Below are 24,144 nucleotides of genomic sequence, written 5' to 3'. Positions count from 1 at the left end.
TCGATACATGCCTATAAGCGACATCTATAGAGGCCTTCTTGTCCGCTGGCCGCCGGGACGATTACCATGTCATGCAGTCGACCAGGGAAGGCGGGAACGTGAGCGAGCGGACACCGGCGGTGCGGATGGAGCACCTGACCAAGACCTATCACAGCGACGACGACGAAGACAAGACGGCACTGGCCGACATTGATCTGACCGTCGAGACTGGGGATATTTTTGGCATCATTGGTCTGAGCGGGGCGGGCAAGTCCACGCTGGTCCGCTGCATCAACGGGCTGGAGGATTACGACTCGGGCAGCGTCAAGGTCCGCGGCCGCGAGGTCAAGGATCTGGCTCCGGCCGAGCTGAGGGACCTGAGGCGTCGCACCGGCATGATCTTCCAGCATTTCAACCTGATGCCCTCCAGAACGGTGGCCGACAATGTGGGCCTGCCTCTGCGGGGGAGCGGCCGCGACCGTGCATCTCGACGGGCCCGGGTGTCCGAGCTTCTGGAACTGGTAGGGCTGACCGAGCTGGCCGACCACTATCCCGCCGAGCTCTCCGGCGGCCAGCAGCAGCGGGTGGCCATCGCCCGAGCCCTGGCCAACGAACCGGATATCCTGCTCAGCGACGAGGCCACCAGCGCACTGGATCCGACCACCACGCGCTCCATTCTTCAGCTGCTCCGCGACCTGCACGACCAGCTGGGCATCACCGTGGTCATGATCACCCATGAGATGTCGGTCATCCGGCAGATCTGCAACCGGGTGGCGGTCATCGACCAGGGCGTCATCGTGGAGCAGGGCAGGGTCTTCGATGTCTTTGCAGACCCCAAGGCCCAGCTGACCAAATCCTTCGTGGCCACCACCTCCAACCTGGACAAGGTCAAGGATCTGATGGCCGCCGATTCGCCCCTGGTGGCCCTGGAGCCCGGGCAGATCCTCATGCGCATGTCCTATGTCTCCAAGGAGGTCTCCGAGGCCCTGGTCTCCACCATCAGCCGTCGCTACAACCTGGACGTCAACATCATCTTCGGCGACATCGATGTGGTGGAGGGTGCGCCCCTGGGCGGTCTGGTGGTCAGAGTGGGCGGCGACGCTGAAAACATCCGCCAGTCCATGGAATACCTGCGCTCGCGCAACATCGGAATCGAGGTTCTCAAGTCATGACGTCCCTGCTTACCGCCTGGTTCCCCAACGTCATGAGCCGGCTGCCGGAGTTTTTCAGCAGCATGGTTCAGACCCTGGTCATGGTCGGCGTCTCCGGGGTGATCTCCTTCCTGCTGGCCCTGGTCATCGGGGTGGGGCTGATCATCAGCCGACGTGACGGCATCCGCCACAACGGCCTGGTCTTCACTATCCTGGACAAGCTGATCGACCTTTTCCGCTCCATCCCCTTCATCATTCTGGCGGCGGCCCTGGTGCCGGTGACCAGGATGCTCATGGGCACGGCCATCGGGCCCAAGGGGGCGATCTTCCCCCTGGTCGTGGGCATCACCCCATTCTTCTCCCGACAGATCGAGTCCGCTCTGGCCGGTCTGGATCCTGGGTATGTCGAGGCGGCGGAGTCCATGGGCATGACCACCTGGCAGATCATCTGGCATGTCTACCTGCGTGAGGGCATCCCCTCCATCATCCGGGTGACCACCATCACCATCGTCAGTCTGGTGGGCGAGACCGCCACCGTGGGCATCGTGGGCGGCGGAGGTCTGGGCGACTTCGCCATCCGTCTGGGCTACCAGCGGTCCATGAATGACGTGACCATCGCCACCATCATTGTGCTGGTCATCTTCATCGCCCTGATCGAACTGTTCGGCCGGCTTCTGGCCGAGGTCGTCGAACACTGAGCAACCCGGGAAAGGTCAGATTATCGTGGTCGGTCGTAGTCGCGTCGGCAAAAAGAACAGAGCCAAGATCCAGCTGGCGGCGCTCAGCCTGGTCATCGTCCTCCTGCTGGCGTTGGTGGTCGGTACCGATGTCCGTCTGAACCAGGTGGGTGCCGATGTCAAGGTCGTCAAGGTCGGCGTCATCGGCAGCTCGGACGATCAGATCTGGAAGGCCGTCCAGGCAGAGCTGGATCGGCGGGGTGAGCACATCAGGATCGAGCTCAAGCCCTTCCAGGATGCCATCTACGTCAACCAGGCCACGTCCAACCGCGAGGTGGATTTCAACGCAGCCCAGCACTATGCCTACCTGGAGGACGATGTAAAGACCAACCACTACCAGCTGGCCGTGCTTGGCAATACCTACATCTCGCCCATGAACCTCTACTCGCAGCGCTATGCCAAGCCATCGCAGTTCCAGGACGGCGACCGGGTGGCCATCCCCAACAACGCCACCAACATGGGCCGGGCCTTGAAGGTCCTGGCCGATGCCAAGCTGATCGGGCTGCGCGACCCCAAGGCCACCAACCCGCTGCCCGAGGATGTGGTGGACAATCCCAAGCATCTGAGTATCGAGCAGGTGGATCCGGCCGGCATCCTCAATCTGCTGCCTGACTATGCGGGCGGGGTCACCAATGCCAACTTCGTGGTCGATGCAGGGCGCAGCGTGCATGATGCCATCCACGAGGTTCCTTACGACCTGCAGAACCCGGCCAACAAGCCATACATCAACATCATCGTCACCACCAAGGATCAGCGTGACAACCCCACCTACGCCGCAGTGGTGCGCGCCTATCATTCCAAGCCCGTAGCCGACACCATCGTCCGTGTCTACAAGGGCGCCTGCCTGCCGGCATTCAAGGTTTCCTGATGCGATAGGTTCCAGCAATGAAGGAGGACGGATATGAGCACCAGAAGAACCAGGGCCAAGCGAGAGCTGGCGGCTGTCTCGGTCGTCATCCTGGTGGTCGCCGTCCTGATGGGCGTGGCCTATGTCAAGGTCAACCAGCCCGAGCGCGGCCAGCGGGAGATCAGCATCGGCCTGGTGGGCGATGCTGATGAGGAGATCTGGAAGGCTGTTCAGCACGAGTTGGACCAGCGCCGGGCCGGCATAAAAATCAAGCTTCGGTCCTTCCAATACGGGCGCTACGCCAATCAGGCGCTGGCCAACGGGGAGATCGACCTGAACGCTTTTCAGCACTATGCCTTTCTGGAGCAGGAGTCCAAGCAGCATGGGTATCGCTTCGCCGCCATCGGCGACACCTACATTTCACCGCTCAACCTCTACTCAAAGAAGTACCGGAGCGTTGACCAGATAGGGCATGGCGAGCGGCTGGCCATTCCCAGCGATCCCATCGACCTGGGCCGCTCCCTGAAGGTGCTTGCCAGCGCCGGGCTGATCGGGTTGCGCGACCCCAAGGCCACCACGCCGGTTCCCGAAGACATCGTTGACAATCCGCGCGGGCTGGTCCTGGACCAGGTCGATCCGCCGGGAATCGTCAAGGTCCTGCCCGACTATGCGGCCGGCATTACCAACACCAATTTCATCCTGGATGCCGGCATGAAGATCCAGGATGCCATCTACCAGGTGCCCGGCGATCTCAAATCGCCAGCCAATCACCCCTATGTCAACATCATCGTGGCCAGGCAGGCCGACAAGAACGACCCTGCCTACAAGGCTCTGGTCTCCGCCTACCACAGTCGATATGTGGCTGATGCCATCAACCGCTACTACCGTGGGGCGGCCGTCCCGGCCTTCTCCTACTAATAGTGGGTGCAATCGGGTCGTCGCCCTTTTTTGGTCCGACCCAAAGCTGCTAATGATGAACAGCAGGGGGAAGGCTGATGAGGGATCCTAAGCGCCTGACGCTGGCCCTGGTTCTGGACTCCTTTGGCAACAGGGGCAACGGGACTTCCAACTCCGCCATCCAATACGCCCAGGGTCTGGAAGCGCTGGGGCATAGGGTCCGCTTGGTGGGGGTTGGATCGACCGAGTATCCGGCGCGAGTGCATCGAATTCCTCTGGTCTCCCGTGTGGCGGCCAGGCAGCAGATGAGCTTCGCTCGTGCTGATCCGGAACTTTTCCGAAGGGCCTTTACCGGTGTTGACCTGGTCCATATTTATGAGCCCTTCGCCTTCGGCCGGGCCGCCCTGGCACAGGCCAGGTCCATGGGCATACCGGTGACCGCAGGGTTTCACATTCAGCCTGAGAACATCACTTATTCCGCAGGCCCATTGCGCTGGCTGCCCGGGGTGGATGCGGCCATCTACCGGCTCTTTCGGTTCTGGCTCTACGACCATGTCGGGCACATCCACGTTCCTACCCAGTTGACGGCCGACCTGCTGCGCTCGCATGGGTACAAGGCCCGTCTGCACGTCATATCCAACGGGTACCAGCCCAGGTTCAACCCTGGTGACCGATACGAGCGGCAGCGATCCGGTCGGTTGATCCAGGTCGTGGCCTCCGGCAGGCTGGCTCGGGAAAAGGATCATCTGACCCTGATCCGTGCCCTGGCCTTGTGCCGGAACAAAGACAGGATCAGCTTGACCATAGCAGGTACAGGTCCCATGGAGCGGTGCCTGAGAACGGAAGCCGCCCGGCAGCTGGCCGGCATGAAGGTTTCGATTGGATTCCATCAGAACTCGACCATGCCCGATCTGCTCAGGCAGGCCGACCTGCTGGTCCACCCGTCCATCGCGGATCTGGAATCCGTCAGCGTCCTGGAGGGGATGGCCTGCGGCGCAGTCCCGATCATCGCCCAGTCTGATCTGAGCGCCGCAGGACACTTCGCCCTGACGCAGCACTCGCTCTTCCCGGTCGGCAGGGCCCGGTCCCTGGCTGAGCAAATCGACTGGTGGATAGACCATCCTGATGCCCTTGCAGTCTGGTCCGGACGCTACGCCGAACATGCCAAGGAACATTATTCCCTGGATGCCTCCGTCAAGGCCTTTGCCCATATGGCCATGCAGGCCGTCAGCGATCAAAGAGCCGGAGCAAGTATAGCCTGACCAGGCTTAGATCTCCTGCTTGGATATGATCAGAGCCGATCCGATGATGGCCGCCAGGACCACGCCTACGGATGCTCCGGCATAGATCCAGGCCTGATCGGCCTCCAGAGTGTTCAGAACGATCTGTTCACCGAACCCGACGAAGTCGAAGTATTTCAGCCACTGCCATTTTGCTGTCAACTCTACGAGGCCGATCAGCACGGGCCATATCACGATCGCCACCGCTGGGATGACTAGGGATTTGGCAATGATCAAGAGGACAATGCCCAGACTGATGATGACGGAGATGCAGAAGCTCACCAGTAGGGTCATGACGGCCACATCCTTGCTCAAGACGCCCCAGTCGGCCCCCGGCTTCCTTCCTAGAGCCAGACCGGTGATCAGGATGGTGATGAAGTAGCACAGGGTCAGGAGGATGATGTCAATCAGGATGGTCACGTACTTGCCTAGGATGAACTGTATTCGTGAGATGCCTGATGTCAACGTGTTCTTCAAAGTGTGCTGGCTGTATTCCGAACCAATGACGATAACGAAGACCGCGATGTAAAAGTAAACCAGGGACGAGGCGGAGGCGGCACCCACTTGCAGGCCGGTCCTGATGGTCCAGCTTTGGCCTTGGATTTCCATCAGTTTATGATCGTAGTCTTCGCCTCCAGTGCTTATTCCTATTGTCGTCTTGCTCCATGTGGTCACTATGCCGAGGGCCACAGTGGCAATCAGCAGAATCAGCATGCCGATGGAGCGTAGCTGCCTATAAAAGTCCGCTCTGATCTGGTTGATCATTGTTGCCTCCTCGGCTCTTGAGGGTCCTTGTTGAGCAGATCCGCGAAATATTCCTCCAGCGATCCCTTCTGCTGGCTGATCTGATTGACCAGGATTCCTTCCTGAACAAGAAGTCTGTTGATGGGGCCTGGCTCCAGATTCCCCTGTCTGATCAGAATCTGATGGTCATCAAGGACTTGGAAGGGGCCGATTCCCTGGCGATCCAGGATCATGGCGGCCTTGGAGCTCTGGTCCACGTCGATCAACAGTCCGTTCTGATTGATCCGATCCAGTTCATCCTTGCCCACCTCCTTGATCAGGCGGCCGTGGCTGATGAACCCGAACCGGGAGGAGACCAGGTAGAGTTCGCTCAGAATGTGGCTGGAGATGAGGATGGTCGTCTGGCGCTCCTGGTTGAGCCTGTCCAGGAGTGTTCTGAATTCCATGATTCCTGCCGGGTCCAGGCCGTTGATGGGCTCGTCCAGAATCAGGAAATCGGGTCGGGTGAGGATGGCCATGGCCAGCCCCAGGCGCTGACGCTGGCCCAGAGAGAGGTGACCGGCCCGAGTCTTGGCCTTCTCGCCCAGACCGACGAAGTCGATGGCCTGGACGATGGCCTTGTCGTCGGCCAGCCCGTGCTGGATGGCTGTCAGTTTCATGTTCTGGATGACGGTCAGCTTTTTAAAGGCGGCCGGAGACTCGATGATCGAGCCTATCCTGCTCAGGATGCGGCTATTCTTGCCAATTGTGTGCCCCATCAGCCTTATGCTCCCCCTCTGCATGGGGGACAGTCCGGTGATCAGACGCATCAGGGTGGTTTTGCCAGCGCCGTTCTCGCCGATCAGCCCGTAGATCTCGCCCTTGTTTATGGAAAGGCTGACATCGTCCAGTGCCTGGAAGCGGCCGAACCGTTTGCTGACATGGCTGATATCCAGAATGGTATCGTCCATGGGGTTCCTTCCTCTGTGTCGCTACCTTCAAAATCTAAAAGGCCTTTCTTAAGTGCTTGGCCAAGAAATCATTAAGAATTGCATAAATCCGATTGGGCAAGACCGGCCTCCTTGGGTGGCTTCAGTAACATGAGAGTGACCTGCGAAAGGAAGAAAGCATGCCGACGATTCTGGTTGTGGAGGATCAGGAGGACATCCAGTCCCTGCTCAAGGATGTGCTGGGAGGGACCTACCGGATCATCCAGGCGACGACGGGCGCCCAGGCCTTGTCCTGCTTCCAGCAGGAGGAACCCGACCTGATCCTTCTGGATCTGATGCTCCCTGTAGTTACCGGGGACAGCGTCCTCAAGGCCATTCGGCATATGTCGTCGGTGCCGGTCATCATCCTCACGGCCATTCAGGATAAGACCAGAACCGTCAGCCTCCTGGAGCAGGGCGCCAATGATTATGTGACCAAGCCTTTCGACATTGACGAGCTCCGCGCTCGTGTCCAGGTCCAGCTGCGCCAATCCGGGGCACTGAAAGCCGATGCGGATGCAGAAGGTGAATCCGACTCCAAGATGTGTTTCGAAGGTATCGAGCTGGACCGGATGGAGCACACGGTCAGCGTTGATGGGCACCGGGTCGATCTGGCCCGCAAGGAATTCGCCATCCTTGAGCTCCTGATGGACCATCCGCATCGGGTTTTCGAGAAGGAGGACCTCTATAGGCAGGTTTGGAACCAGCCCTACATCAATGCCGAGAATACCCTCAATGTGCACCTGAGCACCCTGCGGACCAGCCTGAACAGGTGCGCCGGCAGCCAGCGCTACATCGTGTCGGTCTGGGGCATCGGCGTCCGCCTGGTCTGAATCGGGATGGAGGGAAGAACGATGGATAAGGGTCGTCGGAGGTGAATCCGTGAAAGTGGCCGCACTTGTTCTGGGTCTTGTCGCTCTAGCCCTGGCGATTGGTCTGGTACTGTTGATCGTCGATCTCAAACGAATCAGCGACGATCTGGATTTCATCAACCATGCCGACACTAACGCCTTGGTAACCACTGGGTCCAATATCGGGCTCATCCGCACTCTGGCGGATAGGATCAATGCCGTTCTGAACAAGACCAGACGGCTGCAGATCACCCAGGCTGAGCAGAATAAGCAAGTCCGGCAGATGCTGACCAACCTAACCCATGACATCAAGACCCCGCTGACCGTGGCCAGGGGATACGCCCAACTGCTCAAGGAAGGATCGGCTGATCAGGAGCAATTGAGCAGGATCCTCAATAACCTGCAGTCGGTGGATCACTATCTGCATTACCTGATGGATTTCAATCTGATACAGGAAAAGAGCGTGAGCCTGGATCTGACCAAGGTGAATCTGTCTGCAATGGTTCAGCAGGAGCTCTTCAACGCCTTCGATTCGCTGACTGCGCGGTCCGTCACCGTGGAGCCCAGAATTGAAACTGGTGTGGAAATTACGACGGACCAGACCATGGTGAGTCGAATAATTCAGAACCTGATCGGCAACTGGCTCAAGTATGCGCAGGATTCAGCCTGGGTTGACCTGCACCAGGATGAAGATGGGCGGATTCATCTTGACTTCGGCAACGAAACCAAGGGCGGAGCCGTCGATGTGGACAGGCTCATGGAACGGTTCCAGACCGATGACCAATCACGGACCGAGATCAGAAGCACGGGTCTGGGTCTGAGCATTGTCGACTCCCTGGTGGATTCGCTCGGCGGCTCCATGAGGCTGGAATCCGCCAATGGTATTTTCTTGGTCCACTTGCTGCTGAGTGATGCTCCCCAATCAAGCCAATCATAAACAATGCGGGTTCAAGGTCGCTTGTTAAGATGCTGTGGCCTGTCTCGGCCTTTATGACAAGGCCGAGACAGGCCACCGAGTGTATGTAGGCGGAGAAATGGTGTCAGCACATCAATCTGATTGTGTTTAAATCCGATTGTGCTTCAATCCAATCGATGGATGAGCCGCTTCTGCGTCTAGGATCAAGGGAAAATCAGGCCTTGGTGTGGGGGACTATGACGGCCCTGGCTGAGAGCTTGTTGTCGACCAGCTTGTGGTAAGCATCCAAGGCGTTGTCCAGCGAGTAGGTTTCGATCTCGGTCTCGATCTGGCCGTGGCGATACATGTTGGCCACATCGTAGAGCTCAGGGATGGAGCCCCAGTACACGCCCAGCAGCTCCTGCTCCCAGGGCTTGGAGTACCAGTCGTATTCCGCCTTGCCGCCGGCGATGCCGACCACGGTCACCCGGGATCCCGGGCCGCCCGAAGCCTGTGCGGCAGCAATGGTCGGGGCCACACCCACGAAATCGAAGGCGGCGTCCACGCCCTCCCCGTGGGTGATCTTCCTGATGTTCTCCACCTGGTGTTCGTCGCTGACCACAGGGATGGCGCCCTTGGCCTCAGCCTTGGCCAGGGCCTCCGGCTTGGTGTCAGTGGCGATCACAGTGGCGCCGGTCAGAGCGTGCAGAATCTGAATGGCGATCTGGCCCAGTCCGCCCAGGCCAATGACCAGAGCGTACTTTCCGCCGCCGTTCAGGTGGGGCATGGCAGCACGGATGGCGTGGTAGGGAGTCAGGGCAGCGTCAGCCAGGGGTGCAGCCGCGATTGGATCCGCATCGCCCAGGGGCACCAGGTTGCGGGCAGGGACAGTCATGTACTCAGCCATGCCGCCATCGCGTCCCAGTCCCAGGGCCAGTGACTTATTGGTCGCGGCGCTGGAGCAGTAGTTCTCCTGGCCGGCCACGCAGTGAGGGCAGTGGCCGCATCCGGTGGGCCCGTAGACGATGTAGGCATCGCCCTTCTTGAAGCCCGTGACATCGGGTCCTACCTCTTCGACCCAGCCGGTGGTCTCGTGCCCCAGAATGAACGGCGGCTTGGTGTGGCTCCCGGTTTCTGGGGTGTAGTCCTGGAAGACGGAGACGTCGGAATGGCAGCAACCTGCCCCGGCCACCTTGAGCAGAACTTCGCCGCTTCCAGGGGTCGGCTCCGGCACTTCCTTGAGGGTGGGGAAGGTGTTGAATTGTTCGAAAACAACGGCTTTCATAAGCTTCCTTTCATCGTTGAAACATTTCGACCCCCTATGCTCAGGGCGGGGGTGTGTGCATCAGCATTGTTGCAATAAAGATCTTACTGAACGAGAGCTTTGCACTCACCCGAACGAGTGTGATATGTCCAACAATGTGGGATTGGTCGTGTTCGCAGGGCGGATGAAAAGTTCACGTACATATGCGAATACCCCTCCCTAAGGAAGACCAGCAGGGGAGGGGTAGCAAGGATGACCGTGGTTTGTCTTGGTTGAACTCGGAGGGCCTTTACAGCAAATTGATCAGAGCTTGGGTGTCCTCAACAGTCGTCGCCCATGAGGTGGCCAGTCGGATCACGGTGTGGGTGGCATCGCTGCGTTCCCAGAAGTCGAAGGCGACCTGCTTGGATAGCGCTTCCACGCGCTCATTGTCCAAGCGGACGAAGGTCTGATTGGTGGGGGAGTCCATGACAATCTGATACCCCTTCGCATGCAGGGCCTTCTTGATCATCGCTGCTGTCTGGATGGCGTTGCGGCTGATTCGTGAATAGAGGTCATCGGTGAAAAGAGCGTCGAACTGCACACCCAAGAGTCTTCCCTTGGCCAGAAGGGCACCTCTTCTTTTGACCATGGTGCTGAAATGCTCGGGAGCGTTCCCCCTGGGGAAGACCACCGCTTCCCCACAGAGTGCTCCGACCTTGGTCCCGCCGATGTAGAAGACGTCGCAAAGACGGGCTATGTCCGTCAGGTCGATGTCGGTTCCGGGGGCCACCAGTCCGTACCCCAGCCTGGCCCCGTCCAGGTAGAGCGGAATCTTGTGTTCCCGACAGGTCTGCGAAAGGTCTTCCAGCTCCTCGCGGGTATAGAGGGTTCCATACTCGGTGGGATGGGAGATGTAGACCATGCCGGGGAAGACCATCTGCTCATGGTTTTCGTCGGCGTAGAAGCCTTCCAGGAAGGCCTTAAGGTCCTCGGCGCGAATCTTGCCCTGTTCGCCGGGAATGGTCAGGACCTTATGGCCTACGGCTTCGATGGCGCCGGCCTCGTGGACGTTGACATGGCCGGTATCTGCAGCGACTACTCCCTGGTAAGGCTTCAGCAGGCAGGAGGTGACGACCTGGTTGGTTTGGGTCCCGCCTGCCAGGAAATAGACCTGAGCCTGGGGGCAGTCGCAGGCCTGAGCGATCTTCTGAGCGGCGGAGGAACAGTACCGATCCTTGCCATAGCCGGGAAGGTGCTCCATGTTGGTGTCGATCAGCCGCTGCAGGACTGCGGGGTGGGCGCCCTCGGAATAGTCGTTGACGAATGACAGCATGTGGGTCCTTCCGGTTCGACGATTATTGGCTCCGGACCAGCCAAGCCGATCCGGAGCCAGGGTACTCACTACAGCATATGCTCAGGCGATGAGTTCCTTGACGGAGGCGATGATCGCTTGCAGGCTGGCCTTGGCATCATTGAAGAGCATCTGCGTGTTCGGGTTGAAGTAGAGCTCGTTCTCGATGCCGGCGTACCCCTTGCCCCTGCCTCTCTTGAGGACAACAACATGCTGGGCCTTGTCAACGTCCAGGATGGGCATGCCAGACACCGCGGTCCCCGGTCGTCGTGCAGCCGGGTTGGTCACGTCATTGGCGCCGACCACCAAGGCGACGTTGGCTGATGGGAACTGGGGATTGATGTCGTCGAGGTCGATCAATTCCTCATAGGGGACGTTGGCCTCGGCCAAGAGGACGTTCATATGTCCGGGCATGCGGCCGGCCACCGGATGGATGGCATAGGAGACCTCCACGCCGCGGCCCTTCAGCAGTTCGCCCAGGTCGGCCAGTTCGCGCTGGGCCTGGGCCTGTGCCAGACCGAAGCCGGGGACGAAGATGACCTTGTCGGCATAGACCAGCTGGACGGCCACATCGTCGGGCGTGGTCTCCTTCATGGTCCCTTGGGTGCTCGCGTCCTGGGCAGCATTGGTCGAGGAGCCGCCGAACCCGCCGGCCAGAACGCTCAGGAGCGGCCTGTTCATGGCCTGGGCCATCAGGACGGATAGAGTGGCCCCTGCTGCGCCTACCAGAGCGCCTGCCACGATCAGAGCGACGTTGTCGATGGCCAGGCCGTTCATGGCCACAGCTGTGCCGGTGCAGGCGTTCAAGACGGAGATGACCACGGGCATGTCGGCACCGCCAATGGGGATGACGAAGACCAGTCCATAGCCCAGGGCGAAGATGGCCGTGAGGATGGCCCATAGGGTTCGATTGCCGGGATTCAGGCAGAGCATGACCAGGCTGAGGACCGTCAACAGGGCGAAAAGCACATTCCAGACGGCCTTTGCTGGTAGTTTCAGATTTTTGATCAGGCTGATGCCCTGGAGCTTGCCGGCAGCTATCAGGGAGCCGGTGAAGGTGATGGAACCGATGACCACGCCCAGGCCGGCGGTGATCAGCACCACCAGAGTCGGGGTGCCCTCGGAAGTCAGTATGTCGTTCAGGGCGACTAGGGCTGCAGCGCCGCCGCCGACCGTGTTGAAGACGGAAACCAGCTGAGGCATGTCCGTCATTTTGACCTTCCTGGCCGAGTAGACCCCTGCTGCGGATCCGATCAGGATACCAAGCACGAGCAGAACGATGGCCAGGGATGAGGTGAAACCGGTGGCGAACAGGTGGATGAAGGCCATGGCCACGGCGATGACCATGCCTGCTGCCGAAATTCGGTTACCTGTACGGGCCGTCTTGGGGGAATTCATGTAGTGCAGGCCCATGACGAACATGACCGAGGAAAGGAGATAGACGAACCAGGTGATGATATCGAGGGTATTCACTTGTCGGCTCCCTGGTCCTTAGCGCTCTCGGTCGTGAGGGACGAAGCCTGTTCGTCCTGGCTGGCCTTATCCTTTCCCTTGTCGGGTTTGGAGGACTTGAACATCTCCAGCATCCTGTCGGTCACCACGTAGCCGCCTACCACATTCATGGCGCCGAGGACGGCAGCCAGGAATATGAGTACATAGGAAAGCGGGGAGTGAGCCTCTGCCGCGATGATGACTACTCCGACGATCACAATGCCATGAATGGAGTTGGCGCCTGACATGAGCGGTGTGTGAAGCGTGGCCGGAACCTTGCCGATCACCTCCACGCCGATCAGCAGGGCCAGAATGAAAAGCGTAATTGCTATAACCACAGAATTCATTGCTCTTGACCTTTCTCTTCGGTCTTTTCGGCATCTGGGGTATCAGCGCTTCCTTGCGCGCCGGAATCGGATGCATTAGATACAACCAGTGCTTGATCGATCTCGTCGTCTGCTTTGATGCTGAGCGCGCCATCACGAAGGAAGTGCACCAATACGTCCGCTACATTTCTGGACAGGAGGTTGGAGGCCGTCGTGGCTACACCGCTGGCCAGGTATGGTGCCCCGATCATGATGACCCCCTTGTCGGTGGTCCTGGTTCCCACCTGTGATCCCTCGACGTTGCCGCCCAGATCGCTGGCGGCGCAGTCCACGATCACTGCTCCGGGGTGCAGATTGGCCACACCCTTGGCGCTCAGGAGGCGAGGAGGCTTTCCGCCTGGAACCTTGGCCGTGGTGATGACCACATCGAAGCCTGCTGCTTTGGCATCCACCGCAGCCTGCTGCTGGGCCTGTTCCTGGTCGGTCAGCTGCCGTGCATAGCCGCCCTGGCCCTGTCCCTTGGAGAAGTCCAGCCCCAAGTCGAGGAACTTGGCTCCCAAGGATTCCACCTCCTGCCTGGAAGCGGGCCTGACATCATAGGCGGTGACCACGGCTCCCAGACGTTTTGCGGTCCCGATGGCCTGCAGGCCTGCAATCCCCGCACCCAGGACCAGGACCTTGGCTGGTCGAATGGTTCCTGCTGCAGTGGTCATCATGGGGAAGAAGGATCCATAGGCATCGGCAGCCACCAGGGCCGCCTTGTATCCCATGACCGAGTTTTGTGAGGTCATCTCATCCATGGACTGGGCCGAGCTGAGCTGTCGGGGGAGCCGCTCCATGGCGATTCCCGTAAGCCCGGCCGCTTCCAGGGATTTGATGTAGTCCCTGTCGCTCAAGGACCCCAGCATGCCGATGATCCATGTTCCGGCTGGAATCCTCTTCAGCAAGGAGCTATCCGGTCTGTTGACGAAACCCAGGACTTCTGATTTGGATAGGACGGTATCCCTGTCGGTGACTGTGGCTCCCGTCCGCTGGTAGTTCTCATCCCGGAAGCCGGCTCGAGCCCCGGCCCCGGACTCCAATAGGCAGGTGATGCCTTGCCTGGTCAGCCGGGTCGCGATGTCTGGCGTTAGGGCCACACGAGACTCTTCCTCGTTTGTCTCTTTGAGGACCCCGAAGGTTACGGGAGATTGTTCTGGTCCACTCATGTCTTTCCTTTTTCAAACACAACTGTGTGTGAGCAATTTCACCATTGATTCTAGTTGCTGCACCTTGCTGTTGGGAGGTTAGCGCAGCCTGTATGTGCTTGCGCTTTATAAGTATCAGTCGAGAAGGGACCAACCTCAAGGTATTTTTCGAATGTGGACGAGAAATAGAAGGAGCATGAAGCTGTGCCCGCATAGTTGCACCCGCGCAACCTATGCAATGTCTGAAGAGTTGTAACGTCCGAAAAATGGGCTCACGGTTTTGTTACCGAATTTTTTGGGAGCCGGTCGGCATAGCACATGGCATCGCAGCCCTGTCCATCCGACAGTTTCCAGCTATGACCAGCTACGGCATGTGGGTTGATCATGCTAGGGTGCCGCGCGTCTTCAAGAATGATACGCGGCACCATGAGATGCAAAACATCAATGAGCACAAGACCTTGGCGACAGAACGACTTGGTGAGCTGATTTGTTCGTCTGCTGAGGCGGTCTCACATTGACGGCCAGTCCGCCTTTCTGGACTTGTGTGTCATCTCTGATTGATGTGCGCTGTGGCGCCTTATTCCCTTCCCTCATGCTTGTCGTTTGCCGCGGAATCCTTGGGCTTGGACTGCAGGGGATTGTGATGGTAGATAAGGGCGAAGGCAGCCAGGGTCTCGATCATGCTGGCGATGATCCAGGTGATCACGATGGCGTTCTGGTGTTTGCCGACTGTTCCCATTCGGGTGAAGATGAAGACATCCATGATGAAGGTCTGCAGCACCAGAAGGACCGTCGCCACGACTACCGTCCTGGTATGCCTGTCCGTCTCCGTTCCCTCTCCCTCCGGCTTGCCGGGAGACTTGAAGCTGGCATAGGAGAGGAGCCAGATACCGATTCCGAAGAGGACGGCGGCAAGAGGCAGGGAGAAGAAGATCGGCATGGTGCTCAGGCTGAGGCCCAGAGCTGCGACCAGGACTGCCGAGGCTAGGCCCAGATAGAAGGAGTCATGGTTCTTCGCCTTGGGTGGTTTGGGTACGCTGGCAACGTTCATCGGCTGAGACGGCTTATCGACAGGTTTACTAGGTTGGTTCGGCTTATGATCATGGGAAGGGTCATGGCCGCTGTCTGGATGGCCGGCCTGCGAATGATCGGCGGTTGGTGCCTGTTCCTGCTTATGTTGTGCTTCAGGCCTGTCATGATCAGCGTCCTTGGTGGATGAATCTCTGCCTTCCTTCTCGCCTGTTTGTTCAGATGTAGGCTTCGGCTTGGGTGAATTTTCTACTTGGTTCTCTTTTCTGGCCTCGGCATCGTCCACTGGTTTTGGCATGTGGTTTTTGCTGTTCATTGTTGTCTGTTGGGAACTTCCCCGAGTGCTGTTGCTCTGTGAGGAGTTGCCCTCATGCCTCTTCTGCTGGTTGTCGGGCACCCGCGATTCCTCATGCTTGCCTTGGTTCTTATTCGCTCGTTCGTTTCGATTGTTGCTCATCTGACCCTCCAAGCTTGTTCTTCCCTGATGCTTGCGGCAGGTCATTTGGCGGCCCACCTACTTTTAGGAAGCAACCTCCGTTGAGGCCAGTCTATGTGTGCTTTTCTCGTACAAGCGGCATTGACCGGCATCAAGCCAATATCGTTCCGCTATTGACCTTTATGTGATAAGCAATCGTGCACTGTATACCCGCAATGGAGCTTTTTCAGGCCGGTGGCTTCATAGGCGAAGCAATTCAATGTAATAGCTCATAGGAAATTTGGAAGCATACGAACAAAACGGGTGGCTAACGCGGCTCGAACGCGCGACCTCCTGAACCACAATCAGGTGCTCTACCGACTGAGCTATAGCCACCATGGTGAATCGACCCGCATGGCGGATCAATGCAACAGATGAAACTATACACGATGGCATGACATGGCACGCCGGTGAAGCCTGACCCATGTGGCAAAGGTTGTGCTTCGCCTTTGGGCTTTCAGTTCACGACCATGGCCTCTATGTAAAGTCTCTGGCACAACTGGGCTCTGGTTGTCGACTTGAAGTCCGGATCATTCAACGCTTGTCGCGCGCTCTTTGACATGCAGAATATGAGCCTTGCGCCAATTCATCAGACTTTTATAGCCTTCTCCTTCATGCAGAACATGCTGCCACGTGACCAAACCCGGTCGGGTTACCTTCACCGAGGCATATCTAAGGACGGCGGCTGGCTGGTCATCTGAGTTCACTAGAACCGTTCGTCGGTCGGAGTAGGGCAGTGATTCATGATCGTGGATGTACTCTGCATCAGGCAGGCCATAGCAGTTTCGCGCCCATTCAGAATTGCGTTTACCAGCCGATTGCGTTCTGGACCCGGGAGGCGAATCCATCTTTGGGAAGGTTCCCAACATTTCCGGCTTTGACCGTCGGTATTTGTCTACTTGCCAAAGTCGATGCGAGTGTCTTGCCTATTGGGCTCTTCGTCGTCCAGCACTTTTCTTATTGGGTGGTAGGCCTTGATTAGATCAGCCAGATTCATGGCGGCATTGGCAGGGCTGGTGGATGGCAGATTGATCATGGTCGGTCGATACCCCTTTTTCTCCAGATTCGGCAGGCAGTAGCGACGGTAAAGCTGTCCGGCCTTTCGTCCTGTAGTGAATACGGTGCCGATGGGCGCACGGTCCAGCAGGCCGGCGATGTCGGTAGGCACGACATTGGTGATTGAAGCGTCAGAGGCACCATGGATGTCGCATTCCTGAATGACATCCCAGAGGGCAATGCGGTGATTGAGCGCAAACTTGGCGCGGACAGCCGGATCGGGCTCTGGAACAGGCTGGTCGAAGAGCGCGGCCAGCACGGGCCAGAAGCGGTTGCGCGGAAACATGTAGTAGAAGCCAGCCTCACGCGAGCTCGGGCTGGGAATGGATCCCAGGATCAGCGCACGAGACCGGTCATTCCAGACAGGCCCGAACTCATGAGTGACGTGTGAGGACGAACCTGCAGTCATGCGCCGAGCAGGCTTGTCAGAGCCGCAGTCATCACGTCAGCCTGAGCGATCACCAGGATGAAGACCAGCAGGCTGGTGGCGCATTCGACCAGTCCCACATACAGAATGGGGATGCGGCGCCGACGGGAGATTGCGGGCAGCAGGGCCGCGCGCACCAACAGAACTAGGGCGGTCAATAAAGGCCACCATCCTGCGGTGCGTATCATGGCGACCCCGATCAGGCAGAGGGCCAGGTTCCAAGCCAGCGAAAGCAGGTAGCACCAGGTCTTGCCGCGCTCGCGGATCATGGTCTTGACGAAGATGACCGAACCGAATTGGGTCACGGCGAAGACCGCTGCACTGACCACTCCAACCGATGGCAGGGCGGCACTTGGCAGGAATCCGCTGGCGAAACAGTCCACAGCAGGATTTGGTTGGCATCCGAAGTAGCCAGAGTTGGCTCCTTCCAGTCCTGATCCAGGCTTTTGGAATCGTGACCCTAGGGAGACGGCGATCAGACAAAGCGTGCAGGCCGCAGTCACGGCCACCGTATCGTTCCACCAGGAGCGTTCCGTTCGCATCCAGGCGGCGGCAAAGTTCAGCACACCCAGCACCAGGTAGAGCGGGGCCCATCGCAGGAGCCCAGGGGTACCGACCAATAGGATTAGCCCGGTAACGGCCGTGAGCAGGGCGTATCCCAAAGCCGGTGGTGCGAATCTGGCAGCTCGGTGCGAAACCATCCACCGTGAACCGGTGAATTCAAAGCAGTAGCAGAAGGCCCAGGCGACCATGAGCAGCAGGCTCCTCCAGGTCGGGCCTCCGACCAGCAGCCCAGCCAAGCCCGGCATCAAGGCCATGGCCCAGCCGCCTATCTGGTCGGGTATCCATAGGCGCCGCCACTGCCGTCCCTTGGATCCTGGTCCGGTCGGTTTTGCCGAATTGCGGGCTTGAGGGCTTGGTCTGCTGCCGTTTGATCCGGCTGCCTTGCCCTTGTCTGCGTCTGTAAGCATACTCATCAGCCTACGCCCTGGTATGGCAGTCGCTGCCTCTTCCGTAATGCCGATTCCGTCAATATCATGGTTCAAGGAGACATGAATCACACGGGTCCTTGGTTTCAGGAGGCAGATGATGGGTCAGGTGGATATCAAGCGCGTATACGAGCAGGCCGCTGACGAGGACGGGATCCGCATTCTGGTCGACAGGCTCTGGCCGCGCGGCGTCAGCAAGGAGCGGGCAGCCCTGTCCGGCTGGATCAAGGATGTCGCACCCAGTTCGGATCTGCGGCGTTGGTGGCATCATGGTCCGGACCGTTTCGAGGAATTCGCCCGCCGCTACCGCACTGAGTTGGATGACAATCCCGCCTTGGAGGATCTGCTGAGCATTGTGCGCGAACACGATCGGACGACACTGGTCTATGCGGCCAAGGATCCGGCCGTCAACCATGCCCTGATCCTGCGCGACTACATTCGCCATGCTCTTGAGAAGGACAACAAGTAGACGGCCGGCCACCCACGAATCCCAGGGCATCCCCGCACGCTGATGCTTACGTGACCGAACGCAGGCATTGATGTTTCTGGCATCTCTATTTGCTGATACAGATATGCTATGTCTTTTCCGACACCTGTATATTAGGAAGCTGTTATAGGCGGGCGCCCGTTCCTTTATTGGAATCTGTGAGCGGTGCATGCAAAAGCCAGCCAAAGGTCTCTTGCAAGGGGCTTCGTATCGACGGTTCCGGCGCGGCATCACAGTGAGCAAAGCTCAGAGCATACTTCCGAGTGCTAGACGTGGCCGTGTCTGCCCCGGTGATATACTTTTCCTCGTGTGTGCCGACAGCATGCCTTATGTTACAGGTGAGCTTGTCGGGATATCCCCGAATCCGAAGAATGCAGGCAGCAATGCCCGGCAGGAGGATCAGGGGCCATCGGGCCGGTGGACAGTGGCTGATCTCTCCTCCTGGGAGCGACTGCGGCTGCGGTGCGGCGGTCTCGCAGTGCAAACGAAGACAAGTTCATCGAAGGAATCGGAGAGAGTCAGTTGCCAACAATTGAACAGCTCGTCCGCAAAGGGCGCAAAGCCAAGCCTCGCAAGTCGAAGACTTTGGCACTCAAGGGCAGCCCGCTGCGTCGCGGCGTGTGCACCCGTGTCTACACCACCACCCCCAAGAAGCCGAATTCGGCTCTGCGGAAGGTCGCCCGTGTCCGTCTGAGCTCCGGCATCGAGGTATCCGCCTACATCCCCGGCGAGGGCCACAACCTGCAGGAGCACTCCATCGTGCTGGTGCGCGGCGGACGTGTCAAGGATCTGCCCGGCGTGCGCTACCACATCGTGCGCGGTGCGCTGGATACCCAGGGAGTCAAGGATCGCAAGCAGGGCCGTTCCCTGTACGGAGCAAAGAAGGCCAAGTAACACATGTCACGCAAAGGACCAGCCAAAAAGCACCAGCTCCTGCCCGATCCCATCTACGGTTCCACCGTGGTGGCCCAGCTGATCAACAAGATCCTGCTGGACGGCAAGAAGTCCATCGCCGAGAACATCGTCTACACTGCTCTGGAGCAGGTCAAGGAGAAGACCGACCAGGAGCCTGTGGCCGTGCTCAAGCGCGCCCTGGACAATATTCGTCCCAGCCTGGAGGTCCGCAGCCGTCGTGTCGGCGGCGCCACCTACCAGGTCCCCGTCGAGGTCAAGCCGAACCGCGCCAATACGCTCTCGTTGCGGTGGCTGACCGATTACAGCCGTGCCCGTCGCGAGAAGACCATGTCGGAGCGGCTGGCCAACGAGATCCTTGATGCCTCCAACGGCCTGGGTGCTGCGGTCAAGCGCCGCGAGGACACCCACAAGATGGCCGAGGCCAACAAGGCGTTCGCCCACTATCGCTGGTAATCCCAAGAGAGCGAGAACAAGGAATTATGGCACAAGACGTGCTCACGGACCTGACCAAGGTCCGCAACATCGGCATCATGGCCCACATCGATGCCGGCAAGACAACGACGACCGAGCGTATCCTCTACTACACCGGCGTCAACTACAAGATCGGCGAGACCCACGATGGCGCCTCCACCATGGACTGGATGGATCAGGAGAAGGAACGTGGCATCACGATCACCTCCGCCGCCATCACGGCCTTCTGGAACCGCCAGTCCCACGATCCTGAGGACCGCTACCAGATCAACATCATCGACACCCCCGGCCACGTGGACTTCACCGCCGAGGTGGAGCGCTCCCTGCGCGTGCTCGATGGCGCTGTGGCGGTGTTCGACGGCAAGGAGGGCGTGGAGCCCCAGTCCGAGACCGTCTGGCGTCAGGCCGACAAGTATGGCGTGCCCCGCATCTGCTTCATCAACAAGATGGACAAGCTGGGCGCCGACTTCTACTACTCGGTGGACACCATCAAGGACAAGCTGGGCGTCAAGCCGCTGGTCATGCAGCTGCCCATCGGCGCTGAAAGCGACTTCCACGGCGTGGTCGACCTGGTGCGCATGGTGGCCTACTACTGGAAGGACGAGGCCGACCTGGGCGCCAAGTACGAGACCATCGACATCCCCGATGATCTCAAGGACAAGGCCGAGCAGTACCACACCGAGCTGCTCGAGGCCGTGGCCGAGTCGGACGAGGATCTGCTCGAGAAGTACCTGGGCGGCGAGGAGATCTCCCAGCAGGAGATCCGCACCGCTGTGCGCAAGATGACCATCGAGCAGTCGGCCTTCCCGGTCTTCTGCGGGTCCGCCTTCAAGGACAAGGGCGTGCAGCCCATGCTGGACGCGGTCGTGGACTACCTGCCCAGCCCCGAGGACGTGCCGGCCATCAAGGGCTACAAGATCGGCGACGAGTCCGTCGAGATCGATCGCAAGCCCACCGTGGACGAGCCTTTCTCGGCTCTGGCCTTCAAGGTGGCCACCCACCCCTTCTACGGCAAGCTGATCTACGTGCGTGTCTACTCCGGCAAGGTGGCCCAGGGCGAAACGGTTCTGGACTCCACCAAGGACAAGAAGGAGCGCGTCGGCAAGCTCTTCCAGATGCACTCCAACAAGGAGAATCCGGTCGACGAGGCCATCGCCGGCAACATCTACGCCTTCGTCGGGCTCAAGAACGTCACCACTGGTGACACCCTGTGCGACGAGAAGGCGCCGCTGGTGCTGGAATCCATGACCTTCCCCGATCCTGTGATCGAGGTGGCCGTGGAGCCCAAGACCAAGGCCGACCAGGAGAAGATGGGCATCGCCCTGCAGAAGCTCTCCGAGGAGGATCCCACCTTCCAGGTCAAGACCGACGAGGAGTCCGGCCAGACCCTGATCTCCGGCATGGGCGAGCTCCAGCTGGACATCCTGGTGGACCGCATGCGCCGCGAGTTCCACGTGGAATGCAACGTGGGCAAGCCTCAGGTGGCTTACCGCGAGACCATCCGCAAGCCCGTCATGAACCAGGAGTACACCCACAAGAAGCAGACCGGCGGTTCCGGCCAGTTCGCCAAGGTGCTCATGAACTTCGAGCCTCTGGACACTTCCGAGGGCGAATCCTACATCTTCGAGAACAAGGTCACCGGCGGCCACATCACCAAGGAGTTCATCCCCTCGGTCGATGCAGGTGTGCAGGAGGCCATGGAGTCCGGCGTGCTGGCGGGCTTCCCGGTCGTGGGCGTCAAGGCGACCCTGACCGATGGCCAGATCCACGAGGTCGACTCTTCGGAGATGGCCTTCAAGATCGCCGGCTCCATGTGCTTCAAGGAGGCCGCTCCCAAGGCCAAGCCCGTTATCCTCGAGCCCATCATGGCTGTCGAGGTCCGTACTCCCGAGGAGTACATGGGCGACGTCATGGGCGACATCAACTCCCGCCGTGGCTCCATCCAGTCCATGACCGACGCCACCGGCGTCAAGGTCATCGACGCCAAGGTGCCCCTGTCGGAGATGTTCGGCTACATCGGCGACCTCCGGTCCAAGACCCAGGGGCGCGCCATGTTCACCATGCAGATGGACTCCTACGCTGAGGTTCCCAAGGCTGTCAGCGACGAGATCATCAAGGCCCAGCGGGGCGAGTAATACCGGTCCGGTCCGCCGCCATGGCGGGCCGCCGCCAAAAGGCTCTTCTGTCACAAGTCGGCGTTACACTCTTGTAGCGCTGACTGGGCGGAGGGCAAAAGTGGCAAAGAACCCGATAACCCAGTAATATGTAGCGAGTGCTCTGTGCGTGGTTCGTGCAGGCAACCTACGAGACGTCCAGGAGGACAAAATACAATGGCAAAGGAAAAGTACGAGCGGAACAAGCCGCACGTTAACATTGGCACCATCGGCCACGTCGATCACGGCAAGACCACCCTGACCGCGGCCATCTCCAAGGTGCTGCATGAGGAGTACCCGGACGTCAACCCCGAGTACGATTTCGCTCAGATCGACGCTGCTCCTGAGGAGAAGGAGCGCGGCATCACCATCAACATCGCGCACATCGAGTACCAGACCGCCAAGCGCCATTACGCCCACGTGGACTGCCCCGGACACGCCGACTTCGTCAAGAACATGATCACCGGCGCTGCTCAGATGGATGGCGCCATCCTGGTGGTCGCCGCCACTGACGGCCCCATGGCCCAGACTCGCGAGCACGTGCTGCTGGCCCGCCAGGTCGGCGTGCCGAAGATCCTGGTCGCCCTGAACAAGTGCGATATGGTCGACGACGAAGAGCTGATCGAGCTGGTCGAGGAGGAAGTCCGCGATCTGCTGGATGAGAACGGCTTCGACCGCGACTGCCCCGTCATCCGCACCTCCGCCTACGGCGCCCTGCACGACGATGCCCCTGACCACGACAAGTGGGTTCAGACCATCAAGGACCTCATGGATGCCGTCGACGACTACATCCCCACTCCGGTCCACGACCTGGACAAGCCCTTCCTGATGCCCATCGAGGATGTCTTCACCATCTCCGGCCGTGGCACCGTGGTGACCGGTCGTGTCGAGCGCGGCAAGCTGCCCGTGAACACGAACGTGGAGATCGTCGGTCTGCGGGACACCCAGTCCACCACCGTCACCTCCATCGAGACCTTCCACAAGCAGATGGACGAGGCCGAGGCTGGCGACAACACCGGTCTGCTGCTGCGCGGCATCGGCCGTGAGGACGTTGAGCGCGGCCAGGTCGTGGCTGCTCCCGGCACCGTGACCCCTCACCACAAGTTCGAGGGCGAGGTCTACGTGCTGACCAAGGACGAGGGTGGACGCCACTCGCCGTTCTTCTCCAACTACCGTCCGCAGTTCTACTTCCGGACTACCGACGTCACCGGCGTCATCACCCTGCCCGAGGGCGTGGAGATGGTTCAGCCCGGCGATCACGCCACCTTCTCCGTCGAGCTGATTCAGCCCGTCGCCATGGAGGAGGGCCTGACCTTCGCTGTTCGTGAAGGCGGCCACACGGTCGGCTCAGGTCGAGTCACCAAGGTCATCGAGTAGGATTGCCTGTCGCTTATCGGCACAATTCAATGACGGGGCCCGGAATCCTTCCTGTGATTCCGGGCCCCGCCCATATCCGGCCAGATTCGCCACTGAGCCGATTGCGGTGTTCATGCGCCGTGGCATAATAGGCGAGGATTTATCGCGAGCGGGCCGGATCCTGTGTGGCCCGGTGCTTTCGGCAGATGGCCAAGAGCCCTCCGAAGGAACGTTCATCAGAATGAGGTGGTATCAAGGTGGCACAGACTTCCAACGACATCAAGAACGGATCGGTCATCAACCTGGACGGCAAGCTGTGGACCGTCATCAAGTTCCAGCACGTGAAGCCGGGCAAGGGGCCGGCCTTCGTGCGCACGACCATCAAGGACGTCCTCTCGGGCAAGATAGTGGATCGCACCTTCAACGCAGGCATGAAGATGGACTTCGAGACCGTCGACAACCGGACCATGCAGTACTCCTACCGGGACGGCGACTCCTTCGTCTTCATGGACATGAGCACCTACGAGCAGGTCAACATCTCCGAGGCCCTGGTCGGCGATCAGGAGCGCTTCCTGCTCGAGGGCACCGACTGCATCATCAGCTTCCATGACGGCAACCCCCTGTCTGTGGAGCTGCCCGCATCCGTGGTGCTGACCGTGACCGAAACCGAGCCCGGCGTCCAGGGCAACCGCTCCAACGCCGGCACCAAGCCCGCCACCGTGGAGACCGGGGCCGAGATCCAGGTGCCCCTCTTCGTAGGCGAGGGCGAGAAGGTCAAGGTGGACACCCGCGACGGCTCCTACCTGGGCCGCGAGAACTGAGCAAGGCGGAAACCA

Annotated in this window: 23 protein-coding genes and 1 tRNA gene; 13 read left to right on the top strand and 11 right to left on the bottom strand. The window is 59.6% G+C overall.

Annotated elements, in window-relative coordinates:
- The first annotated feature begins 98 nt into the window (after window positions 1-98).
- From H3T92_RS01585 to H3T92_RS01565, 5 genes are all read left to right on the top strand, one after another.
- Window positions 99-1,151 (top strand): methionine ABC transporter ATP-binding protein, encoded by a 1,053-nt coding sequence (locus H3T92_RS01585; RefSeq protein ID WP_198189273.1) that lies wholly within the window; start codon window positions 99-101, stop codon window positions 1,149-1,151.
- Window positions 1,148-1,828 carry a methionine ABC transporter permease gene (locus H3T92_RS01580; RefSeq protein WP_045924669.1) on the top strand — a complete coding sequence of 227 codons (681 nt, stop codon included), beginning with the start codon at window positions 1,148-1,150 and terminating at the stop codon, window positions 1,826-1,828. The genes H3T92_RS01585 and H3T92_RS01580 overlap by 4 nt, the downstream gene beginning before the upstream one ends.
- Window positions 1,829-1,853: 25 nt before the next feature.
- Window positions 1,854-2,735, top strand: coding sequence for a MetQ/NlpA family ABC transporter substrate-binding protein (locus H3T92_RS01575; protein WP_198189272.1), 882 nt, complete (start codon window positions 1,854-1,856; stop codon window positions 2,733-2,735).
- A gap of 33 nt (window positions 2,736-2,768) precedes the next feature.
- Window positions 2,769-3,632, top strand: a complete 864-nt coding sequence (locus H3T92_RS01570) for a MetQ/NlpA family ABC transporter substrate-binding protein (protein WP_015022162.1) — start codon at window positions 2,769-2,771, stop codon at window positions 3,630-3,632.
- Between the two features lie 77 nt (window positions 3,633-3,709).
- Window positions 3,710-4,873 (top strand): glycosyltransferase, encoded by a 1,164-nt coding sequence (locus tag H3T92_RS01565; RefSeq protein ID WP_198189271.1) that lies wholly within the window; start codon window positions 3,710-3,712, stop codon window positions 4,871-4,873.
- Window positions 4,874-4,879: 6 nt separating this feature from the next.
- On the opposite strand, the gene H3T92_RS01560 is transcribed toward H3T92_RS01565, so the two are convergent.
- Both H3T92_RS01560 and H3T92_RS01555 read right to left on the bottom strand, forming a co-directional pair.
- Window positions 4,880-5,656 (bottom strand): ABC transporter permease, encoded by a 777-nt coding sequence (locus H3T92_RS01560; RefSeq protein WP_198189270.1) that lies wholly within the window; start codon window positions 5,654-5,656, stop codon window positions 4,880-4,882.
- Window positions 5,653-6,585, bottom strand: coding sequence for an ABC transporter ATP-binding protein (locus H3T92_RS01555; protein ID WP_198189269.1), 933 nt, complete (start codon window positions 6,583-6,585; stop codon window positions 5,653-5,655). The genes H3T92_RS01560 and H3T92_RS01555 overlap by 4 nt, the downstream gene beginning before the upstream one ends.
- Before the next feature lie 158 nt (window positions 6,586-6,743).
- Between H3T92_RS01555 and H3T92_RS01550 the strand changes: the two genes are divergently transcribed.
- Window positions 6,744-7,436 carry a response regulator transcription factor gene (locus H3T92_RS01550; protein ID WP_198189268.1) on the top strand — a complete coding sequence of 231 codons (693 nt, stop codon included), beginning with the start codon at window positions 6,744-6,746 and terminating at the stop codon, window positions 7,434-7,436.
- 49 nt (window positions 7,437-7,485) lie between these two features.
- Window positions 7,486-8,391 (top strand): sensor histidine kinase, encoded by a 906-nt coding sequence (locus H3T92_RS01545; RefSeq protein ID WP_198189267.1) that lies wholly within the window; start codon window positions 7,486-7,488, stop codon window positions 8,389-8,391.
- A gap of 193 nt (window positions 8,392-8,584) precedes the next feature.
- On the opposite strand, the gene H3T92_RS01540 is transcribed toward H3T92_RS01545, so the two are convergent.
- The 9 genes from H3T92_RS01540 to H3T92_RS01500 all read right to left on the bottom strand — a co-directional run bounded on the left by H3T92_RS01540 (window position 8,585) and on the right by H3T92_RS01500 (window position 17,914).
- On the bottom strand, window positions 8,585-9,634 hold the full coding sequence (locus H3T92_RS01540) for an NAD(P)-dependent alcohol dehydrogenase (RefSeq protein WP_198189266.1): 1,050 nt from the start codon (window positions 9,632-9,634) through the stop codon (window positions 8,585-8,587).
- A gap of 268 nt (window positions 9,635-9,902) precedes the next feature.
- The gene (locus H3T92_RS01535) at window positions 9,903-10,928 is read right to left on the bottom strand and encodes a threonine aldolase family protein (RefSeq protein ID WP_198189265.1); all 1,026 of its coding nucleotides are present in this window, start codon (window positions 10,926-10,928) and stop codon (window positions 9,903-9,905) included.
- 81 nt (window positions 10,929-11,009) lie between these two features.
- Window positions 11,010-12,419 (bottom strand): NAD(P)(+) transhydrogenase (Re/Si-specific) subunit beta, encoded by a 1,410-nt coding sequence (locus H3T92_RS01530; protein ID WP_198189264.1) that lies wholly within the window; start codon window positions 12,417-12,419, stop codon window positions 11,010-11,012.
- Window positions 12,416-12,784, bottom strand: coding sequence for an NAD(P) transhydrogenase subunit alpha (locus H3T92_RS01525; RefSeq protein ID WP_045924660.1), 369 nt, complete (start codon window positions 12,782-12,784; stop codon window positions 12,416-12,418). The genes H3T92_RS01530 and H3T92_RS01525 overlap by 4 nt, the downstream gene beginning before the upstream one ends.
- Window positions 12,781-13,971, bottom strand: coding sequence for an NAD(P) transhydrogenase subunit alpha (locus H3T92_RS01520; protein WP_144085733.1), 1,191 nt, complete (start codon window positions 13,969-13,971; stop codon window positions 12,781-12,783). Before H3T92_RS01520 ends, H3T92_RS01525 begins: the two co-directional genes overlap by 4 nt.
- A 556-nt stretch (window positions 13,972-14,527) precedes the next feature.
- Window positions 14,528-15,436: a hypothetical protein gene (locus tag H3T92_RS01515; protein WP_144085734.1), complete on the bottom strand. Its 909-nt coding sequence runs from the start codon at window positions 15,434-15,436 to the stop codon at window positions 14,528-14,530.
- 281 nt (window positions 15,437-15,717) lie between these two features.
- Window positions 15,718-15,790 (bottom strand) — tRNA-His (locus H3T92_RS01510).
- Between the two features lie 559 nt (window positions 15,791-16,349).
- The gene (locus H3T92_RS01505) at window positions 16,350-16,919 is read right to left on the bottom strand and encodes a DNA-deoxyinosine glycosylase (RefSeq protein ID WP_144085735.1); all 570 of its coding nucleotides are present in this window, start codon (window positions 16,917-16,919) and stop codon (window positions 16,350-16,352) included.
- A complete protein-coding gene (locus H3T92_RS01500; RefSeq protein WP_144085736.1) occupies window positions 16,916-17,914 on the bottom strand; it encodes a YwiC-like family protein in 999 nt (332 codons plus the stop codon). The genes H3T92_RS01505 and H3T92_RS01500 overlap by 4 nt, the downstream gene beginning before the upstream one ends.
- Before the next feature lie 112 nt (window positions 17,915-18,026).
- Between H3T92_RS01500 and H3T92_RS01495 the strand changes: the two genes are divergently transcribed.
- From H3T92_RS01495 to efp, 6 genes are all read left to right on the top strand, one after another.
- On the top strand, window positions 18,027-18,395 hold the full coding sequence (locus tag H3T92_RS01495; protein WP_144085737.1) for a DUF488 domain-containing protein: 369 nt from the start codon (window positions 18,027-18,029) through the stop codon (window positions 18,393-18,395).
- Between the two features lie 540 nt (window positions 18,396-18,935).
- The gene (gene rpsL / locus H3T92_RS01490) at window positions 18,936-19,307 is read left to right on the top strand and encodes a 30S ribosomal protein S12 (protein WP_015022141.1); all 372 of its coding nucleotides are present in this window, start codon (window positions 18,936-18,938) and stop codon (window positions 19,305-19,307) included.
- Window positions 19,308-19,310: 3 nt separating this feature from the next.
- Window positions 19,311-19,781, top strand: coding sequence for a 30S ribosomal protein S7 (gene rpsG / locus H3T92_RS01485; protein ID WP_015022140.1), 471 nt, complete (start codon window positions 19,311-19,313; stop codon window positions 19,779-19,781).
- Between the two features lie 26 nt (window positions 19,782-19,807).
- Entirely contained in the window at window positions 19,808-21,934 is a 2,127-nt protein-coding gene (fusA, locus tag H3T92_RS01480; RefSeq protein ID WP_045924656.1) for an elongation factor G, read from the top strand.
- A gap of 195 nt (window positions 21,935-22,129) precedes the next feature.
- A complete protein-coding gene (gene tuf, locus H3T92_RS01475) occupies window positions 22,130-23,329 on the top strand; it encodes an elongation factor Tu (RefSeq protein ID WP_101432623.1) in 1,200 nt (399 codons plus the stop codon).
- Between the two features lie 236 nt (window positions 23,330-23,565).
- The gene (efp, locus tag H3T92_RS01470; RefSeq protein WP_144085739.1) at window positions 23,566-24,129 is read left to right on the top strand and encodes an elongation factor P; all 564 of its coding nucleotides are present in this window, start codon (window positions 23,566-23,568) and stop codon (window positions 24,127-24,129) included.
- Window positions 24,130-24,144 lie beyond the last annotated feature (15 nt).

This window comes from Bifidobacterium sp. W8112 (genome assembly GCF_016101425.1).
Taxonomy (GTDB): Bacteria; Actinomycetota; Actinomycetes; order Actinomycetales; family Bifidobacteriaceae; genus Bombiscardovia; species Bombiscardovia apousia.
Note: the sequence above shows the minus strand (reverse complement) of the source record. Positions and strands in the feature narration are given on the sequence as shown.

Excerpts from the sequence above, each read along its gene's own strand:
- H3T92_RS01580 (WP_045924669.1), top strand. The coding sequence starts at position 1,148 with ATGACGTCCCTGCTTACCGCCTGGTTCCCCAACGTCATGAGCCGGCTG.
- H3T92_RS01570 (WP_015022162.1), top strand. The coding sequence starts at position 2,769 with ATGAGCACCAGAAGAACCAGGGCCAAGCGAGAGCTGGCGGCTGTCTCG.
- H3T92_RS01565 (WP_198189271.1), top strand. The coding sequence starts at position 3,710 with ATGAGGGATCCTAAGCGCCTGACGCTGGCCCTGGTTCTGGACTCCTTT.
- H3T92_RS01560 (WP_198189270.1), bottom strand. The coding sequence starts at position 5,656 with ATGATCAACCAGATCAGAGCGGACTTTTATAGGCAGCTACGCTCCATC.
- H3T92_RS01555 (WP_198189269.1), bottom strand. The coding sequence starts at position 6,585 with ATGGACGATACCATTCTGGATATCAGCCATGTCAGCAAACGGTTCGGC.
- H3T92_RS01550 (WP_198189268.1), top strand. The coding sequence starts at position 6,744 with ATGCCGACGATTCTGGTTGTGGAGGATCAGGAGGACATCCAGTCCCTG.
- H3T92_RS01540 (WP_198189266.1), bottom strand. The coding sequence starts at position 9,634 with ATGAAAGCCGTTGTTTTCGAACAATTCAACACCTTCCCCACCCTCAAG.
- H3T92_RS01535 (WP_198189265.1), bottom strand. The coding sequence starts at position 10,928 with ATGCTGTCATTCGTCAACGACTATTCCGAGGGCGCCCACCCCGCAGTC.
- H3T92_RS01525 (WP_045924660.1), bottom strand. The coding sequence starts at position 12,784 with ATGAATTCTGTGGTTATAGCAATTACGCTTTTCATTCTGGCCCTGCTG.
- H3T92_RS01520 (WP_144085733.1), bottom strand. The coding sequence starts at position 13,971 with ATGAGTGGACCAGAACAATCTCCCGTAACCTTCGGGGTCCTCAAAGAG.
- H3T92_RS01515 (WP_144085734.1), bottom strand. The coding sequence starts at position 15,436 with ATGAGCAACAATCGAAACGAACGAGCGAATAAGAACCAAGGCAAGCAT.
- H3T92_RS01505 (WP_144085735.1), bottom strand. The coding sequence starts at position 16,919 with ATGACTGCAGGTTCGTCCTCACACGTCACTCATGAGTTCGGGCCTGTC.
- H3T92_RS01500 (WP_144085736.1), bottom strand. The coding sequence starts at position 17,914 with ATGAGTATGCTTACAGACGCAGACAAGGGCAAGGCAGCCGGATCAAAC.
- H3T92_RS01495 (WP_144085737.1), top strand. The coding sequence starts at position 18,027 with ATGGGTCAGGTGGATATCAAGCGCGTATACGAGCAGGCCGCTGACGAG.
- rpsG (WP_015022140.1), top strand. The coding sequence starts at position 19,311 with ATGTCACGCAAAGGACCAGCCAAAAAGCACCAGCTCCTGCCCGATCCC.
- fusA (WP_045924656.1), top strand. The coding sequence starts at position 19,808 with ATGGCACAAGACGTGCTCACGGACCTGACCAAGGTCCGCAACATCGGC.
- tuf (WP_101432623.1), top strand. The coding sequence starts at position 22,130 with ATGGCAAAGGAAAAGTACGAGCGGAACAAGCCGCACGTTAACATTGGC.